The organism is Hirschia litorea, assembly GCF_042665075.1.
Classification (GTDB): Bacteria; Pseudomonadota; Alphaproteobacteria; order Caulobacterales; family Hyphomonadaceae; genus Hirschia; species Hirschia litorea.
Map to the genome: position 1 here is coordinate 174307 of NZ_JBHTBR010000002.1, position 17792 is coordinate 192098.

The following is a 17792-nucleotide window of genomic DNA, read 5'->3' on the forward strand; positions in this document are numbered from 1 at the left end:
TGTGCTGTCCGCGCCTATCGCATGGTTTTGGTGTCGCCCAGCAAGCAGGGCGCGGTCATCAGTATGACGTATAGATCGAACCAGAAAGATGCCTTTTCCATATATTCCATGTCGAGGCGGACACGTTCTTTCACAAGCTCAGCGGTGTGAACAGGTCCACGAGATCCATTGATCTGCGCCCATCCAGTTAGGCCGGGTTTCATACGGTGTCTGTGTGCATATTCAGCGACAATATTGTGCACTTCTACTTCTTCAGTAGTCATCCCAACAGCGTGTGGGCGTGGACCAACGAGGGACATATCGCCAGTAAGAATATTGATTAGCTGAGGAAGCTCGTCGAGGCTTGTGCGACGTAAGAAATTTCCGATACGTGTTACGCGTTCATCATTGCTAACAGTCTGAACAACTTTGATACCTTCTTCAGCTGCCGAATCGGGACGCATTGTGCGGAATTTCCACACTCTGATAATTTGATTGTTGAATCCATGGCGCTTCTGTCTGAAGAAGATAGGTCCCTTGCTATCTAGTTTGATAAGCGCAGCGATAATCAGCATGAAGGGGAAAAACAAAATCAGCATGCTGAGCGCAACACCAATGTCGGAACAGCGCTTTACAGCAGCACGACGGGCATCTTTGGGGGCACCAGAGACATAGGCGGCAGGCATATCAATAATGTCAGCGATAGATGTTTTTTCTGGACTGAAACCATCTAGATCAAGCACAAGAATAACTTCCTGTGGCAATAGGCGTAGGCGATCAATTAAAGTGCGTACACGATCTTGAGCCGTGGAGGTAACTGTCAGGATGATACGGTCAACTTCGGGGAGCTTATCCCATTTGAGCAGATCATCTATTTTGCCTAAAACGGGTACGTTGGAGATTGTGCTGGGTGTGCGGTCTAAGCGATCTTCAAATACGCCTAGAATGTTCATCTCCCGCTTCTCTTGATTACGTTCGATAAGGTCGTAAGCAGCCGGCGTCGCGCCGATCACCACAACATTATCAGCAAGTGCGCCGGAGCGGGTTAGTGATCGGATCATAGCCATGTAGTGCGCATGAAGACCAATATAGGCAAGTAAAACGATTGCGCAGATTTCAAAGAGGTTGCGAGGTTCTCCACCAAGTTTGAAAAACCAACTTAAGGCTAGCACCACACCTAAGCCTAAGCCTGCACCCCAAAGGACACGGCATAAATGCATTAAAGGGTGCTCATTGAAAGTGAAACGGTAAGCGCCGCCAATCCGCATTCCTAAAAAAGCGATAATAGGGGCTGCAATATAGGGAAGAGATGTACGCAAAGTTTGGTTTAAAAGGTCGAGATTCAAAAGCTTGCTGGATATTATGATCAATGCAAGGCCGAATACAAAATCAACACTACGCAATATGAAGCGTAGTCCAGACCGATCAATTGGGAATCTTTTTGAGGGTTTGAGGCTTGAATTTTTAGAGGTATTTGTCTCGGAATTGCGGAACTGGCGCAGTTTCGCCACGTGATAATTATCACGCTTTGCACTCTTGTCAGGATCCGTAGTGTCGAGGCTCATGCCTGCCTTTTCCCCAATAACGCGTCACAAGTCTAACTATGTATAAATCATAATCTTCGTTGCGCTATAGCAAGTTAACGAGGTATTTCCAACCTCGGTTATGCTGCAATTGCAGTTGCTATTCTATATCTGAACTTGCTTAAATATTACTTGAATAAAAATGAAACAATCAATCGAATATGGTTAAACTTGGCTTTTGGATTTAGAAACCACCACCAGTTTTAAAGCCTCCACCTTTGCGCCCCATACCATTTGAACCTCCCCGTGAAGAAGGAAATTTCACACCAGAAGACGATCGGCGGCTAGGAAAGCGTCGCGTTGTTGGACGTCCTCCAAACGGGAAAGGTGACCGGTTTCGACCACCCATCCCTGTGCTTTGGCGGGCAGCCTCTTTAGCGATTTCAATAGCAATATCTCCGAAAATTGTTGGCAGTCCCAAAGTTGAAGAGCGGTTGCGTCCACCAAAATCGGGGTCTACCCGTGGATTTTGCCGGATAATCGCTTTGTTTAACAATCGTCTTGCACCATTTACATCTGTGTGACCGCGAAGAAGCGATGTAATGACAGTTTCAATGCTGGAAGACTTAAAACTTGCATATGGACTGTCGAATTTGGCACGCTTGAATTCGCGACGTAATTCTTCGAGCAAAGACAAGTCGTCGCGGCGTGATTTAGGTGCCTCTGTAAGGTCATCTGCAATAACTTCAAATTCGAGTTCTTCAGTGCGTAGCTTTACCAGTCTGTCTACTAAGCGATCATCTTCGGGGGTTGTCGTTTCGGCGACGAGGACACGAAGATCAGGGAAACTTGCGCGCATGAGGGCTTTTTCGAGGACGCGTCTTGCTTCCAAGGCTGGACCTGATTCTGCATTTACAGCCGCGTCATGCGAATGCGCTAAGGCTTGGTGGCGTGCTTCTGCAGCCTCAATTTGAGCATCCAAATTTTCCACTTGGGCCCTGAGGTCATCTGCGTTTTTCTTGAGTGCGTCAGCACCGCCTTCGGTTAAAGCATCTGCTTCGGCTGTTTCTAGCATTTTGTGCGCTTTGGTAAGGGCGTCATCTGTTCTCTTGGCGTGTTCAGCCAAGCGAATAGGTAATTCAGTTAACCTGCCATAGTTTAGATAAGATTGATCGTATTTGCACAGCTTCGCGACCCAATTATCCATAAAGCGGATAAAAGGGGAGGCTTTGTAACCGGGCGTTCTAAACTTACGTTTCCATAGGTAAGAGAAAAGCTGGTCTTCTTCGTATGGCTTTCCTTTGTTGGACTTATCTTCCTGCGCTAAAGTGAGCTTGGAGTGCGCGCGTTCTGAAATTGCTGCTGCATCTTCCATTGCTTCAGCAAGTGCTTGATAAGCTTCATCTTCTGACAGTTCAGCTTCTATTTTAGCAACCCGCTTTTCATAAAGCTCCACAGCAGCATCAAGGCGGAAGGCAATTTCTTCGCGATCATTTTCGAGGCGGAGAATGTCTTTTGAGGCCGTGTTTAGTTTTTCTTGTTCGTCAGCGATAAAAGAATCGTGAGATAACAATAGGATATGCGCTCTTTTTTCAGAATTCAGGAGTGTGAGTTCATCAGAGTCTTTGTCTTCTGAAAGAGTTTCTAGGCGCATCTCTGCGAGAGATTGATAGGCCGAAACTTGTTCTTTGCGAATTTCAGCAATGCGCGCACGTGCATCATCCGCTGCTTCGATAGCATGAGCTAACTGTTGGCGAGCTTTTACAATGCTGCCATCAAGTTGTTCTAGGGCTTCTCGTCCGCTTATGGGCCTAGCCATGTCTCATCACCAATCGAAAATTGCACCATCGAGCGTGTCGATAGTGTAGTCTGGGGTTATCTGACCCTTTGATTTTGAACCAATTTCTGAGAATTGGATAATTGAATCGTCCTTTTTATCAGCTGAAACTTTGTCGAAAACAGCTTTAGGAACACGCACGCCCCAAATGGAAACGCGTTTAGCTTTTTGTGATTCAATGCTTGAAATAGGAACTGTTATCACGCGGTCAGCACCATCAATTGCCTCTACAATGAGGTAATAATTGGGTCTTTGAGGTGCATCATCTGGAATACGAAATAAGCCAGAATATTCGCCTGGGCGAGACACAATGCGGACGGTGTATTCAACATCAAGGTCAGATTTAAGCGTTGTTAGAGCGTTTAGTGCTGCTTTGGCAGCGTTCAGGTCTGCGTCCGCTATGGCTGTGATACCGTCCTGATAATAGGCTTCTGCCTGCGTGGTGACTTTATCTTGCGTTGCTGTTGCTTGGATGTTGTCACGCAGCTTTGTAAGCTCTTCAGGTAAAGTCTGTGTAAGCTCAATTTGTTGAGCTTGAAGCTTTTGTTTGTGAGGTGCCGATACACCAAAATGCCAAACGCCGGAGCCAATTAAAAGTGCAAGCAAACCATTGCGGACTGGCTTTAGCCATTTGTCGCGTTTTACATAAATTTTTGCGAGTTTTGTTTTCCACGTTTTTTTGGGCGGTGTGTAGACGAAACGATTTTCTTCAAGCGCTTTTACACCATCGCGGAGCGTATCGTCTGATACATCAATTCCCTGTGCTGCATAAATTTCTTTGAGGCGTTGGATTAGTTCCTGTTCACGGGAATCTGTATCCAACTCTCTTAAGACCAATTGTTCGCGATGGCGCAACGTATCAACGATGTCCATCGCAATGAGGACATCGTCTAGCTTTTGAGGGCTTGTGTGAGCATCGGCAACATCGGGAGTTTTTGAAGATGTTGCCGGCTCAGTATTTTGGTCTTCTGTCATTTATGCGGTTGGCATTCTATGCACGAGGTAATAGGGCGCTGGATGCACCTTCTTGTACGAGGCGTGTAAGGCGGCGTTTGCCTTCTTCCACGCTTTCGCGGATTTCTTCGGAGTTTTCGGTAGCGAGGGTACGCATTTCTTTAATGATTTCTTGGCTGCGCTCTTGGTATTTCACAACTGAGTCTACAAGCATTTTTACAGATGCTGCGGAGACTGTAGGTCCGTAACCAGCTTTGAGGGCAGCTTCTTGAACTTTTCCACCAATGTTAGCGAGTGTTTCAAGAGATTCATTGACACCCTTCTTCATGGCTTCAAGTGTTTGTGTGCTTTCGTGCAATCCGTGAAGGCCAGTGAAAGAGGCTGTAAGAGCTGTCAGCACAACTTCATTGGTTGAGAAGAATGAAACAGATTGTGCGTAGATGCGCTCTTTAGCTGATGTTGTTTGAACCAAGCGCGCCATAATCACTTCGGAAGTGTTGTAACCGATTGTGATATTGTCTGAGAGGTCTTTTGCGATTTGGTAGCGTTTTTCTTCAGCTTGAAGTTTACGCAATTTTTCATCGCGGACCAATTCAAGGTTTGCGCGGCGGGCAGCATCATGCCCAACATAATCAACAACATCTTGAAGAGCGGCTGCTACAGTAGCTTTGGCTTCGTCAAGTTTGGTCTCAGCTGTTTTTAGAATTTCGAGAGCCAAGACTTCTGATTGTTTCAATGCGCCACGGAAATCTAAGTAGGCTTCGAGGATTTGCTTTTCTTTGTCGATCTGGTTGGCGGATTCTGCTTGCACTTCGAGGTAGAGCTCTTTGATTTTGCCAAAACGAGAGGCAACATCACCGCGTGTCATTTTCATCCAAGCATTGGAGACACGCTCCATTGTTGAGATCTTACCGTCGGAATATTGATCAACGAGTGATTTAGAATCGTCGCGGATGGAGTTGAATGCTGTGGTGATACCTTCATAACGTTCACCGACTGTCACACCTGAGATGTGCTCGCGTACAATGTCGTTGAAGGTAGACATTTGATCCAGAGTGCGCGCAATCGCAGCAGTCTTATCTGGGTCTAAGTCTGAAATCTGGTTTAGAAGCGCAACAATCGGTGCTGTTTCGTTTTGTTTGTCGGGCATGATCCCAAGATTGCGAAGACCACCGACGGCTTTATCTAAATATTGTAGTGCAGTTGGGCTTTGGGTAGCCAAAGAAGTTGGAGTGTTCATAAATTTGTCCCTTCTGATCGCGATGGAAATGACCGCAAGAGCCCCACGGAATCGAAATGTTGATAAAAATCGATGATGAAGCACTCTTACAACAAGTTATTCTATGCAAATAGTCTATTCACCTGATGCGCGACATTCTTTTGTGCATATACCTTGCTAACAGTTTTTTAATGATAGCGCGTGTCATTTTGAGGGCGTTTTGTCTGAAAAATCTAAGATTTTTGGTTAAGGCAATGTGGCCTAGGCCTCTTCAATGAGGTGCGGACCATTGTTTCTGACATTTCCAACATCTGGTCCAATAGGCCATGCATGCATGCCAGCGGATGGAAAGGGGCGCATAAGGTCATAAACGTCATTGTAGTGCGCCTGCATCCATCGCTCATAATCTTCAGGATGAATGATAACTGGCATACGTGTGTGTAGTCCCGCCATGACATCATTTGGAGAGGTTGTGAGGATTGAGAATGTATCTATTTCTGATCCATCAATCATTGCGCGGCTCCATAAGCCAGCGCAGCAGAACCAGCGGCGATTTCTGAGTGAAATTGCAAACGGTGTTTTCGATCCCTTGCTACCGGACCATTCGTAAAAACCACTCATAGGGATGAGGCAGCGATGATGGCGAAATGGCCCTTGGAAGGTTTTGCTTTCATTTACACCTTCGCTGCGTGCGTTGAAGGTTGAGAATTTTTTCTCAGAAAGCGGCTTTTTCCACCAAGATGGCACAAGAGACCATAAAGCCGGCATCATCTCATATCCGGGTTGGCGGTGTTCGCGAGGGCGAATGATGGGCGCAATCGATATGGGCGCAATGTTATAATTGGCCGCAGGTGGCGATACGCCTTCTGGTTCAATGAGATTGAGATACCCGTAATATTCTGACCACGGTATGTCATGTATGTAAAATCGTCCGCACATGACATTTGGATACGCTGATTGCTGATTTTACGCTAGGGCGAATAATGCGATCAATTAGTTGATTAAATCAATCATTGATAAATTCATCTAATTGCGCTAAGGGAGAGACTAAAGTAGGGAGAGGTATATGGATCAGCAGTTTTCCAACCAAATTTTACCGTGGATCGGACGGATTGAGCGGCACTTTTCCATACTGATGCGAGATGCGTTAGCGCCGATTGGCGTTACTTACGCGGAATTTCGGCTTGTGGGACTGTTATTTGAAGAGGCACAGGGCGTGCCACAAAAGGTTCTAGCAGCGCGGCTTGGGTTGGATGCATCGGGTATCTCGGTCACGCTGAAAGCACTTGAGAAAAAAGGCATTGTTGTACGTGAGCGCGATAAAGATGATGCGCGCATCTTAAGGGTAAAATGCACTCCCAAAGCGTATGAAATGAAACAAGTAATTGAGGCTTTTAGTGCGCAAGAATTAGTCGCTGTTGAGGGGCTGTCGTCGGATGACGTTAAAGTGTTGCTAGGATTGTTGAAGCGTGTGTCTGGAAATTTAGGACGTAAAACGGGGGTAGAATAATGTATATTTTGATTTCTGGATTGGCTGTATTTTTAGGATTGCATGTATTTGCATCCTTTAGGTCTCGCGCGGATGGCAATATCTCCCAAAAATTTGGTGTAAAATATAAGGCTATTTTTGCGCTATTTTCGGTAATTGGCCTCGGAATGATTATCTATGGTTATGGATTGGCGCGGATAGATGAAAATTGGAATACGCCACTATGGATTGCGCCTGAGTGGACGCGCCATATCATTATCGCAGTGATGCCATTTTCATTTATTCTGCTCGTCGCGGCAGAGGCACCGGCGGGTTACATAAAAAAATACTCAAAACACCCCATGCTGAACGGTGTTAAATTATGGGCAAGTGTTCACCTGATTTATAATGGAGATTGGCCATCGGTTCTCTTATTTGCAGGTTTTCTGATCATGGCGAGTATTTCGCGCACTATGGCCAAGCTGCGCGGAGATGAAGGTATGCGTCGCGCGCAAGTAAGCGTGAAGGGTGATGTGATTGCAGTCGGCGTTGGACTTTTACTTTATATGGCGACGGTATTTATACTGCACGACATGTTGATCGGAAGGCCGGTATTGATCTAAGTCTTTATCTTAAAAGAAAAGTCGCCTAATTTTCGCGACAAATGAATGTGAGCGTGCAATCTAATATGTGCGCTCATATTTGCGTTGGAGCTTTAGCCTATGTCTGCCCAAAACCAAATTCGCCGTAAGACTGTTCGTGATATCGCGCAAGCGAAAGGGGCAACACCTATTGTGTGTCTCACAGCATATGATGCACCCATGGCGAAAATGATGGACCCATTCTGTGATCTCATTCTTGTGGGGGATAGTGTGGGCATGGTGGTACACGGCCTTGATTCGACTGTCGGTGTCTCGATGGAGATGATGATATTGCATGGGCAGGCAGTTATGCGTGGTTCGTCTCAGGCGATGGTCGTTGTGGATATGCCGTTTGGATCATATGAAACAAACCCTGATGTCGCTTTTTTGAATGCTGCACGCATTATGAAAGAGACAGGCTGTCAGGCTATTAAAATTGAAAGTGGTGAATATGCTGCTGGTGCCGTTGCTCACATGGTGGAGCGTGGTATCCCTGTCATGGCGCATGTAGGGCTGCGACCTCAAGCTGTGAATGTCGATGGAGGCTTTCGCGCAAAGGGACGTTCGGATATAGAGCGTAAGCGCGTTATGGCTGAGGCAAAGGCGGCGGACGAAGCTGGGTGTTTTGCAATGGTCGTGGAAGGTGTTGCAGAAGACTTAGCGGAAGAAATAACAAAAGCAGTTTCATGTCCAACAATTGGGATTGGGGCTTCCGTGTCATGTGATGGGCAAGTCCTTGTCACGCACGACATGATTGGCATGTTTGATTGGACACCAAAGTTTGTGCGTCGCTATGGAGATGTACGCGGAGAGATTGGGCGTGCGGTAGAAGCGTATGCCGCAGATGTGCGAGGAAGACGTTTTCCAGGAGAAGAAGAGACATATACAATGTCGTCAAATGGAAAAACCAAGCAATCGCGCATTGCAGTGAAAAAGCGGGGCGGCTAGTGTCGCCGCCTGAGAAGGTGATTTGCCTAGTTGGTTGATCAGTTGAATGAATTGAGGAAGGTCGACGCGTGAGCGACATTTTTGACGAAGTAGAAGAGAACGTTAAGGCCGATAAACTGAATCAGTTTTGGAAAATGGCTTGGCCGTTTGTGTTAGGTGGGTCCATCGCCATTGTGGGAATGGTCGGTGCAAAGTCGTATTTTGATGATGCGGCTGTTGCCAAAATGGAAGCGAATGGTCGTGCGTTTGAAACAGGTCTAAAGTCCCTTGAAATTCAAGATATTGAAGGCGCACGCAATCACTTTGGAAAAGTGTTGGATACAGACTCTGGATTTGCCGACTTATCAGCGCAATATCTAGCACAAGCTGAATTGCAGTTGGCTGGAGATACTGAAGCGGCGGCCAATGCGCTTAAAGCAGCTGCCGATGGTGAAGGTGCACTTGCAAAATTAGCGACGATAAAAGCGGCTTATTTTTTGGCGGATACAAAAACTCTCTCAGAAATAGAGACTGCGCTTGGTGATCTTGTTGACGATGAGGGCGGTTTTGGTGCCCTTGCACACGAATTGATCGCTGCTAAAGCTTTTGATGAAGGGGATTTAGAACGTGCTCGCTCTGAGTATCAGGCGTTAACATTGCGCTTGAATGCACCTGAAGGGGTGCGTAGTCGCGCAAATGAAGCATTGGCGATTCTGCCTGCATCGGTGAAAGTTGATGCGGAAGCCGATACAGCAGTCACTGATGAAACTGTCGTGAAAGTAGAGGCAGAACAAGAAACTGTTTCTGAAGATGCGTCAGAAGGTGCTTCGGGTAATCAAGAGGACCCATCATGAGAAATCTATGTAAAATAGCGATGGGTGCTGTTTTGTTATTTGCACTCGGTGCATGTACGTCAGCTGAGAAAAAGGAAGCTGAAGCAGCAGACCGCGCGCAACGCGTGCCTCTTATTGCGAGTGACGCTGATCTTGAAGCTGATGTCGACTATGCGACCATGTCTGTATATTTGCCGACAGCTACTAATGAGGGTGTTTGGCCACAATCAGGCGGAAATTCTCAGAAAAACGCTGGGAATCGCGTTGGCGGCGTTGATTTTAAGATTGATTGGAAAAAAGGTGTTGCAAGCGGCTCGTCTCGCAAACTTCGGTTAATTGCCACACCAGTTGCAACAGCGGATGCGCTTTATATCCTCGACAGTGAACAAACTGTGCGTGCTGTAAACTTGCAGGGTAATTCAATTTGGAAGAAGAAATTAGAGCCGCCACGCAAGCGTGATAAAATCGCAATTGGTGGCGGTTTGGCTGTTGCAGGCGATAAGATCATTGTGACATCTGGCTTTGGTTATGTTGTGGCGTTAGATATTAATTCTGGAACCCAGTTGTGGAAACGTGAAACACAAGCGCCTATCACCGGATCGCCAACTATACATAATGGGTATGCTTACATTACATCTTCAAACAATGAGATTTATGTTCTTAGCCTGAATGATGGTAGCATTGCGTGGTCTGATCAGGCCATTGCAGAGAGTGCGCGTGTATTATCAGCGCCAAGCCCAGCTATTGAGGGGGATTTGCTTGCTGTTCCATTTTCTTCTGGAGAAGTTATCGCCTACGTGCCGGGCAATGGTCGCCGTTTGTGGACTGACAGTCTAACACGTGGAGGACGGTTCACGCCGATCTCAGCGATTAATGACATTGCGGGAAACCCTGTGATTGATTCAGGTGCGGTCTATGCCGCGAGTCAATCTGGCGTGCTTGTCTCTATTGATGCTGTCAGCGGTGTACGTTTGTGGGAGAAGCCTTTTGGTTCAATCCATTCGCCAGCACTATCTGGACAATTCCTATTTGCGATAAGCACAGAGGGCCAGATTGCGTGTTTTGATAAAAGCACGGGTGGAGTCGTCTGGGTTAAGCAATTACGTCAGTATAAAAAAGAGAAGAAGCGTAAGAAGAGAATTGTTTGGTCTGGTCCTGTGGTCGCGTCAGATCATGTTATTCTTGCCTCCTCAACAGGCCATGTTGTGGCTCTGGACCCGCAAACTGGCGATGTGGTAAAAGAATTGAAAGTTGGTGACCCTGTTTACATTGAACCAATTGTAGCTCATGAGCGTGTCTACCTTCTTACGGATAAAGGTGATCTAGTCGCTATCCGATAAGATGAAGGTTTACAGCTTTTAAAACGAAGGACAGAATCATGGCGTTGAAGGTGGCCATTGTCGGTCGCCCTAACGTTGGGAAATCGACGCTATTTAACCGACTCGTCGGTAAAAAAATCGCATTGGTTGATGACCAACCGGGCGTTACCCGTGACCGTAAAGAAGCGCGTGGTCGATTGGGCGATCTTGAGCTGGATTTGATTGATACTGCGGGCTTTGAAGATGTGAATGATGCATCACTAGAAGCGCGTATGCGTCACCAGACTGAGCTTGCTATCGCAGAAGCAGATGTATCACTTTTTGTGATTGATGCACGTGTGGGTGTGACACCTATTGATAAACGGTTTGCGAAATTACTACGCCAAGCGGACAAGCCAACTATTCTTGTCGCGAATAAGTGTGAGGGCCGTCAGGGAAATGACGGACTGATTGAAGCTTTCAGTTTAGGTTTTAACGAACCTGTTGCGCTTTCAGCCGAGCACGGCGAAGGCATGAGTGACCTATTCCAAGCAATCTGTGATGCTGTACCGGATTTAACGGACCCAGATCAAAACAAAGATTCAGAACCCGATTGGGACGATGATTCTGTTGAATTTGATATGGAAGCTGAAGAATTGGAAGCGCCGCCTGAGCGCCCGATGAAATTCACAGTTGTTGGTCGCCCGAATGCCGGTAAATCAACGCTTTTAAATGCTTTGCTAAAATCTGATCGTCTTCTTACTGGGCCGGAAGCTGGTATTACACGCGATAGTGTAACCGTCGCTTGGGAGTATGAAGGTCGTGAGATGCGTCTGGTCGATACGGCAGGATTGCGCAAAAAGGCAAAAGTCCAAGAGCGCCTAGAGAAAATGTCCACGGGTGAGACGATTCACTCGATTAAATATGCCGATGTCGTGGCTATTGTAATGGATTCTCGGGATGCATTTGAGAAGCAGGATTTGCAGATTGCTGACCTAGTTCTACGTGAAGGCCGCGGTGTAGTGTTTGTGTGTACGAAATGGGATCTGGTAGAAGATGCATCTACATTGCGTAAGGAATTGGAAGATAAAGCGCGTCGCTTATTGCCTCAAGCTAAAGGTGCGCCGCTCGTAACTGTTTCAGGTGAGACAGGGCGTAATCTCGATAAGATGATGGTTGCGGCAACGAAGGTGTTTAGCGACTGGTCTGCGCGTATTAAGACGCGTGATTTGAATAATTGGCTTCAGCATACAGTTCAGAAAAATCCGCCACCAGCACCAGGTGGTATGCGGATTAAACCGCGTTATATGGCTCAAATGAAAACACGGCCGCCAACTTTTGTTTTGATGGCATCACGTGGAGATCAAATGCCGGAAAGTTATAAGAGGTATTTGGTGAACGGATTGCGAGAAGCATTTGATTTGCCGGGTGTGCCTATTCGCTTATTTGTCCGGCAAGGGGCAAACCCATATGCGGATAAAGCGGATGGAAACCGAAAAACAAAATAACTCTGATATAATAAAAAAGGCCTCCCAAATGGGAGGCCTTTTCTTTATGAGGTGTTTCTATGTTTTAGCCATAGGCAGAATAGAGGCTGCAGACAGCGACAGTTAGGTCTTTCATAGCGTCATCAATTTCTTCCAGTGGTGCTAGAAGTTCAGTGTGAATTTCAGAATAACCTTGGTCCTCTGATGCATTCATATCTGATGGTTCAAGCAACTCGTCAAATTTCGGGTTACGTCTGTCTTCTGCAGGGAAAACATCGCGCACCTTAGTGACCGTGTCTGGAATTTGCAGTTGTGTAATTTGCTTGAGCAGCGTTTCAGCACTGATGGCTGAACCATGGCGACGCGAAAATTCTGGTAGACGTGCTGACAATGAGAAAGCACGCATCATCAAGGCTTGGCGTACAGCGTGGAAAACGTGCATATCCAAACGCGACTTATAACGGTCTGCTGTGACGCTTTCACCTTCGACATCTTCAAGAATACGGTCAAAGCGTGCAAGGTCTACTGTGATTGCATTTGCAAGTTTTGTGATCGAAGAATGTGTTTCCAAATCTGAAAACAAATAGCCAAGACGGCGGTAAACTTGGGCATTTGCACGGTCATTGCGCTTTGCTATCGCGAACCAAAGGCTTGGGTCATATAAACAGCCATAAGCGCGGAAAGCCGGCAAGCTTGTAAGGTTACGTGCTTCAATAGCCATGTGGATCAAACTTTTCATGCGCTTTGAGTTTCGCATGAGGTCCACAAGACGGTCTGGTTCATTTCCAGCAGCAGAGCCAAACCCACAAGCAACATTCAATGGAATTGCGAGCTGTTGCAAAATAGCGTTTTGCGGGATGGCGCGCAGTGAGCGTAAGCCTAATTCACCTGCAGATGCACCTGTTTGGCGGCGAGATTTACGAGATCCACTCTTGAATAGAAGGCCAGGACCAAATTCAAGAAGGGCAGCAGGGTAGTCCTTGTTTTCAAACAAAGTTTCGTGCCATTCACGAAGTTTGCGGTAGAAATCCCAACTGATATCCCGACGCTTATAGAAAGGGTCGTCCAAGTCTACATTAGGCTCGGCTAAAATATGCGTCGCAACTTCTAAAAGCGTAGATTTAGCAATTTCAAATGCATCAAAGTGCATGAAACCATCACCGCCTTGGAAAGAAAATTCGTGAATGTAGGCGAGGCCTTTTTTCTCAAATTGTGTGCGTGTCCATGGTGTGAGTAGGTGATCGAAACGCTCTCTGAAGTGACCAGGGTAGGCTCCGCGACCCATTGATTCTCCGTGCGTGTTGAATACAAGCAATTCAACGTCATCTAAATCGCCATGGGCTGTCATAGCTGAACCCACAAGGTTGTGGATACGTTCAATTGCCATATTCGCGGCTGGTTGAGATGAGAAACGACCTGAGTCCGAGAAGCCAAATTGCAAGCTCAAACGTCCACGCTCTTTTACATATGTGACAAAAGCAGGATCTTCGATGAGGCGTTCAACAAAACGGTCACCACGCTCTAGCGCATCTGGTGTTTCAAAGAGCGGTGATAGGTCAACGCGGTCTGCAACACCATATTGGCGCGCTAGGAATAGAGCACCCATAATTGTCGCTGGGTTTTCACTTTCCGCGATCAAGAAGCGAATAGGTGTATCCGCATCAATGTGTTTTAAAATTTGCGCACACAGCATTATTTGGCGACGTGCAGTCATTTGCTCTCGGAAGAGGTCGGCAAAGTTGACGTGCTGAACATCAGCATCATCTGCGCGTTTAGCAAGTTCGGCCAATACAACACGACCAAATTCGACATCATCTGTCGCAATGCGCAATTCGTGCTGCAATACAGAGTGGATTTGGGCGGAATTGATGCGCAAGTGAATACGCGCAGTTCCCAAGCCAAGCGCATCCATTTGTGAACTTAATAAGAGAAGAGATTTTGCGGTTGCGTCATCTGAATTAACAGCGATTTCTCTTAGACGTGCAATGATTGGTTTTAGTGTAATGAGCTTTGCGTCATTGTCAGGCGTCAAAGTGTTTGCTGCGTTTACGAGAACTTCGGCGTCATCAAGGTCACCACCAAATGCATTTGCAGCGGTGCGGGCATGGACGGCAGCCGTTTCAAGCTTTGACGCGATACCTTTTAGTTCTTCGTTTGAAGACGCAAAAGAGTTTAGGTCAGCTGCATAGCGTTCAAGTTGTACAGCTTTCTCGGAGAGACGTAGGTGTAATGTTGCGCCCCAGTGAATGTCTGTACGACCATCAAGGTCATATCCAACCCAAGACGCAAGATTGATGAGTGCAGGGTGGATTGTCTTCCATGAGTCACCGAATTTATCTTTAGCAACATCCAGAATAAGGCTCCAGATTTCTTTTAGTGCTGCTTGCCCATTGTGAAGTGCATTTTGAACATCTTCATGTTCCATCATCAAGGAAATGCTGTCGTCTTGATACAAGCCTTTAGCAGCGATGGATTTTAGCTCTTCACGGCACGGTGTGCCGTCTTTTGATATGGCTGATTCAACATAGGCGCGACGCAAATTACGGTGAAGGGCAAATGTTGGGTGCGCTGTGAACACAACACCAGAAGCGACACGTTCCATAGCGGCGCGATATACTGCCTCGCCTTTGTTTGCGAGCGCTTCCAGCAAGCCGCGCAATTCGGCGCTAGGGTCATCTTCTGCTAAGAGGCGGTGGCGCGAGCGGAAGGTTTCACATCTGTCCTCTAAGACGTTGCCGCCTAGAGTGTTGATCACACTTTGCAAATCTGAAACCTGAAGGTCACCTACTTCAAGTTCACGAAATAAATCTATTGCCAAACGGCGCACTGAGTTTGTCTGAGGGTCCAGAGCAACTTCTGACGAGTATTTGGCCAAAATTTCACGGGTGGCCTGAATGTAGGCTTCGGGAGATTTTCCTGATGTTAAAGGGCTTGTCATGAGAGGGGTCTCCTAAAGTCCGGTCAAATAATGGCTAATATATTGTTGATGTCATAGCCGTTCGAGGCTCGCTTGTAACCTAACCACACGTATTTCTAAACGAAACAGTGTGTTTAGAAATCATAATGCGTTAATTTGTGTCCAAATGCGCTTCAAATCGTTGATGAGAAGGTAGTTTTCTCATCATTTATCGTCTTTTGACGATGTTTTTATGAAAGTGCAAGTGCAGGTTTACAGCTCACGATAAGAAATACGTTGGTTGTGTAGATCACAGGCTTTGGACACATAAAATGTCAGTTTGGACGCCACTTCATCTGGCGTCGGTAGCAGAGATTGGTCCTCACCGGGAACGGCTGAAAAACGCATATCTGTTTTTGTGGCACCTGGGTCAAACAAGTTTACATTCAACGATGATTGTTCTGTTTCAAAAGCCCATGCTTGTACCATAGCTTCTAGACCAGCTTTTGATGCCTGATACGGGCCCCAGAAAGCGCGTGGTCGCACTGTAACCCCTGAGGTCATAAACAGGGCGCGGCCCGCTTCACTCTGACGAAGCAATGGGTCTAGTGCTCGTATAAGACGCCAGTTCGAAATTAGATTTATGTTGATGGTGTCTTCAAAGCTGCGAGGGCTAACGGTTTCCAATGGACCGATTGTGCCGAGAATACCTGCATTTGCGACGAGACCATCAATGCGTCCAAACCGCTCCTTTAGGGGGGCAGCAATGCGGTCTATTGAGGAACCATCTTTTAGATCCAATGTTATCAGCGTAGCGCTCTCGCCTGTGTCAGCACGGATTTCATCATCCAATGCCTCTAAAGCTTCTGTTGAACGTGCCAATGCAATGACGTGCGCACCTTCTTTCGCAAGAGCTTTAGCCGTTGCGCGGCCAATGCCTTTTGAAGCTCCTGTAACGAGAATAATGCGTTTGTCAGTCATGATAATATCCGTGTGATAGGAGGTATTTTAGCGATCGCGGCCAAAAATATTCTGTTGGTGAATTTTATTTTCAGCATTGCGTTTATCCGTCAAAACGGTCGGATAATTATTGGTGAAGCAATGATCAGCAAATTTAGGGTTTTCTGGGTCATATGCGTCTTCGCCAAGGGCTTTATAAAACCCTTCAATGGATAAGAAGCCCAAGGAATCAACGCCCAACCATTGAGTCATTTCTTCAATGCTCATTCGAGACGCCAGCAACTCAGCTTCCGTGGGCATATCTACGCCGTAGAAGTCTGGATGTTTAATAGGTGGAGATGCAACGCGGAAGTGTACCTCTTTTGCGCCTGCATTGCGCATCATTGCAACAATCGCTTTTGAGGTCGTGCCGCGTACGATAGAGTCATCCACGAGAATAACGCTTTTGCCGCGTACGAGGTGCAGGTTTGCAGCATGTTTACGTGTCACGCTTCCTGCACGTGCATCCTGCGTTGGTTGGATGAATGTGCGTCCAATATAGTGGTTACGAATAATTCCAAACTTAAAGGGTATCTTGCTTGCCTCTGCATAGCCGAGTCCAGCCGGATTTCCACCATCGGGAACAGGCGCGACAAGGTCTGCTGCAACAGGGTGTTCTAGGGCTAATTGACGTCCCATTTCTTCTCGGACTTCATAAATGCTTTTTCCGTGCATAATGCTGTCTGGGCGTGCGAAATAAAGGTATTCAAAAGCGCAGGGACGAGGTTCAGTTTTCGGGAATGGGAAGTGGCTTTTGATGCCGTTGCGCGTGATGACGACGACTTCACCATTTTCGATCTCACGAACAGTTTCAGCCCCGACCGCTTCGAGTGCGCAACTTTCAGAAGCTAACACATAGGCGGGTTGAGCCTCAGGGTCGGAATTCTTGATTTTACCTAGAATGAGTGGGCGAATACCCCATGGGTCACGCGCGCCGATAAGTTTTTTATTTGTAAGACAGACAAGGGCATATCCGCCCTCTATTTGTTTGATCGCATCAAGGAAACGATCGATTGTGTTGCTTTCTTTGGAGTGCGCCGTCAATTGAAGGATAACTTCTGTGTCCATCTTGGACTGGAAAATAGCGCCTTTCTGCATCAATGAATCCCAAAGCGTTTCAGCATTTGTAAGGTTTCCATTGTGGGCAACTGCGAAGCCACCAAGTTTTAAATCTGCAAAAATTGGTTGGATATTTCTAAGGGCAACGCCTCCAGATGTAGAATAGCGGTTGTGACCTATCGCTGCGCTACCTTTTAGGTTCTTGATGGCCTCACCATCTTTACCAAAATTGTCTCCGACCAGACCAAGGTGACGTTCAATATAAAATGATTCGACCGGTTCTTCCGTATCGGGTCTATCAGAGGCATCATATTCAACATGGATTTTCCCAGAATGGGTTGTCATGTTTTTTCTTAATTGTGTGAAGGCAGTGTCACGGGATTTTTCGTTTTTGGTGTCTGTTGGATAGGTGCGATCAAAGCTGACAATACCAGCGGCTTCTTGTCCGCGATGCTGGAGGGCATGAAGGCCAAGTGCGGTGAGGATCGCTGCATCCTTATGGCCGAATACGCCAAATACACCACATTTATGTCTAAGGCTTGCTGTTTCCAGCCCGATATTTTCTTCTGCAATCGTTTCTGAGTTTGCAGTCTTCATGTCGTTGCGCACAAGCGTTCCTTTGCCTAGGTCATCAGCATTAAACGAAAATCGGCCCAGAATATCTGAGCCGAG

14 protein-coding genes are annotated in these 17792 nt (G+C 46.8%); 6 read left to right on the top strand and 8 right to left on the bottom strand.

Going from position 1 to position 17792, the window contains the following annotated elements:
• Positions 1-14: 14 nt before the first annotated feature.
• The 5 genes from ACFQS8_RS00920 to ACFQS8_RS00940 form a co-directional block, all read right to left on the bottom strand.
• Positions 15-1544, bottom strand: coding sequence for an exopolysaccharide biosynthesis polyprenyl glycosylphosphotransferase (locus tag ACFQS8_RS00920; protein WP_382164824.1), 1530 nt, complete (start codon positions 1542-1544; stop codon positions 15-17).
• Between the two features lie 202 nt (positions 1545-1746).
• Positions 1747-3321 carry a coiled-coil domain-containing protein gene (locus ACFQS8_RS00925; RefSeq protein ID WP_382164826.1) on the bottom strand — a complete coding sequence of 525 codons (1575 nt, stop codon included), beginning with the start codon at positions 3319-3321 and terminating at the stop codon, positions 1747-1749.
• A gap of 6 nt (positions 3322-3327) precedes the next feature.
• Positions 3328-4314 carry a DUF6384 family protein gene (locus ACFQS8_RS00930; RefSeq protein ID WP_382164828.1) on the bottom strand — a complete coding sequence of 329 codons (987 nt, stop codon included), beginning with the start codon at positions 4312-4314 and terminating at the stop codon, positions 3328-3330.
• 16 nt (positions 4315-4330) lie between these two features.
• Positions 4331-5533, bottom strand: coding sequence for a cell surface protein (locus ACFQS8_RS00935; protein ID WP_382164829.1), 1203 nt, complete (start codon positions 5531-5533; stop codon positions 4331-4333).
• Between the two features lie 240 nt (positions 5534-5773).
• On the bottom strand, positions 5774-6451 hold the full coding sequence (locus ACFQS8_RS00940) for an SOS response-associated peptidase (RefSeq protein WP_382164831.1): 678 nt from the start codon (positions 6449-6451) through the stop codon (positions 5774-5776).
• A gap of 127 nt (positions 6452-6578) precedes the next feature.
• Between ACFQS8_RS00940 and ACFQS8_RS00945 the strand changes: the two genes are divergently transcribed.
• From ACFQS8_RS00945 to der, 6 genes are all read left to right on the top strand, one after another.
• Positions 6579-7022, top strand: coding sequence for a MarR family winged helix-turn-helix transcriptional regulator (locus ACFQS8_RS00945; RefSeq protein ID WP_382164833.1), 444 nt, complete (start codon positions 6579-6581; stop codon positions 7020-7022).
• Positions 7022-7603 (top strand): NnrU family protein, encoded by a 582-nt coding sequence (locus ACFQS8_RS00950; protein ID WP_382164835.1) that lies wholly within the window; start codon positions 7022-7024, stop codon positions 7601-7603. Before ACFQS8_RS00945 ends, ACFQS8_RS00950 begins: the two co-directional genes overlap by 1 nt.
• 99 nt (positions 7604-7702) lie before the next feature.
• The gene (gene panB / locus ACFQS8_RS00955) at positions 7703-8569 is read left to right on the top strand and encodes a 3-methyl-2-oxobutanoate hydroxymethyltransferase (RefSeq protein ID WP_382164837.1); all 867 of its coding nucleotides are present in this window, start codon (positions 7703-7705) and stop codon (positions 8567-8569) included.
• 68 nt (positions 8570-8637) lie between these two features.
• Positions 8638-9402 (top strand): tetratricopeptide repeat protein, encoded by a 765-nt coding sequence (locus tag ACFQS8_RS00960; protein WP_382164839.1) that lies wholly within the window; start codon positions 8638-8640, stop codon positions 9400-9402.
• Positions 9399-10721, top strand: coding sequence for a PQQ-like beta-propeller repeat protein (locus tag ACFQS8_RS00965; RefSeq protein ID WP_382164841.1), 1323 nt, complete (start codon positions 9399-9401; stop codon positions 10719-10721). Before ACFQS8_RS00960 ends, ACFQS8_RS00965 begins: the two co-directional genes overlap by 4 nt.
• Before the next feature lie 38 nt (positions 10722-10759).
• Entirely contained in the window at positions 10760-12187 is a 1428-nt protein-coding gene (gene der, locus ACFQS8_RS00970) for a ribosome biogenesis GTPase Der (RefSeq protein WP_382164843.1), read from the top strand.
• A 64-nt stretch (positions 12188-12251) separates the two neighbouring features.
• On the opposite strand, the gene ACFQS8_RS00975 is transcribed toward der, so the two are convergent.
• From ACFQS8_RS00975 to purF, 3 genes are all read right to left on the bottom strand, one after another.
• Positions 12252-15104 (bottom strand): phosphoenolpyruvate carboxylase, encoded by a 2853-nt coding sequence (locus ACFQS8_RS00975; RefSeq protein ID WP_382164845.1) that lies wholly within the window; start codon positions 15102-15104, stop codon positions 12252-12254.
• Positions 15105-15335: 231 nt separating this feature from the next.
• Positions 15336-16043, bottom strand: coding sequence for an SDR family NAD(P)-dependent oxidoreductase (locus tag ACFQS8_RS00980; protein ID WP_382164847.1), 708 nt, complete (start codon positions 16041-16043; stop codon positions 15336-15338).
• Positions 16044-16070: 27 nt separating this feature from the next.
• The gene (gene purF / locus ACFQS8_RS00985; protein ID WP_382166566.1) at positions 16071-17717 is read right to left on the bottom strand and encodes an amidophosphoribosyltransferase; all 1647 of its coding nucleotides are present in this window, start codon (positions 17715-17717) and stop codon (positions 16071-16073) included.
• Positions 17718-17792: the final 75 nt, after the last annotated feature.

Bases quoted from the DNA above. Each gene is read 5' to 3' on its own strand.
- ACFQS8_RS00965 (WP_382164841.1), top strand. From the start codon at position 9,399: ATGAGAAATCTATGTAAAATAGCGATGGGTGCTGTTTTGTTATTTGCA.
- ACFQS8_RS00950 (WP_382164835.1), top strand. From the start codon at position 7,022: ATGTATATTTTGATTTCTGGATTGGCTGTATTTTTAGGATTGCATGTA.
- ACFQS8_RS00980 (WP_382164847.1), bottom strand. From the start codon at position 16,043: ATGACTGACAAACGCATTATTCTCGTTACAGGAGCTTCAAAAGGCATT.
- ACFQS8_RS00945 (WP_382164833.1), top strand. From the start codon at position 6,579: ATGGATCAGCAGTTTTCCAACCAAATTTTACCGTGGATCGGACGGATT.
- purF (WP_382166566.1), bottom strand. From the start codon at position 17,717: ATGAAGACTGCAAACTCAGAAACGATTGCAGAAGAAAATATCGGGCTG.
- der (WP_382164843.1), top strand. From the start codon at position 10,760: ATGGCGTTGAAGGTGGCCATTGTCGGTCGCCCTAACGTTGGGAAATCG.
- ACFQS8_RS00975 (WP_382164845.1), bottom strand. From the start codon at position 15,104: ATGACAAGCCCTTTAACATCAGGAAAATCTCCCGAAGCCTACATTCAG.
- panB (WP_382164837.1), top strand. From the start codon at position 7,703: ATGTCTGCCCAAAACCAAATTCGCCGTAAGACTGTTCGTGATATCGCG.
- ACFQS8_RS00930 (WP_382164828.1), bottom strand. From the start codon at position 4,314: ATGACAGAAGACCAAAATACTGAGCCGGCAACATCTTCAAAAACTCCC.
- ACFQS8_RS00925 (WP_382164826.1), bottom strand. From the start codon at position 3,321: ATGGCTAGGCCCATAAGCGGACGAGAAGCCCTAGAACAACTTGATGGC.
- ACFQS8_RS00920 (WP_382164824.1), bottom strand. From the start codon at position 1,544: ATGAGCCTCGACACTACGGATCCTGACAAGAGTGCAAAGCGTGATAAT.
- ACFQS8_RS00935 (WP_382164829.1), bottom strand. From the start codon at position 5,533: ATGAACACTCCAACTTCTTTGGCTACCCAAAGCCCAACTGCACTACAA.
- ACFQS8_RS00940 (WP_382164831.1), bottom strand. From the start codon at position 6,451: ATGTGCGGACGATTTTACATACATGACATACCGTGGTCAGAATATTAC.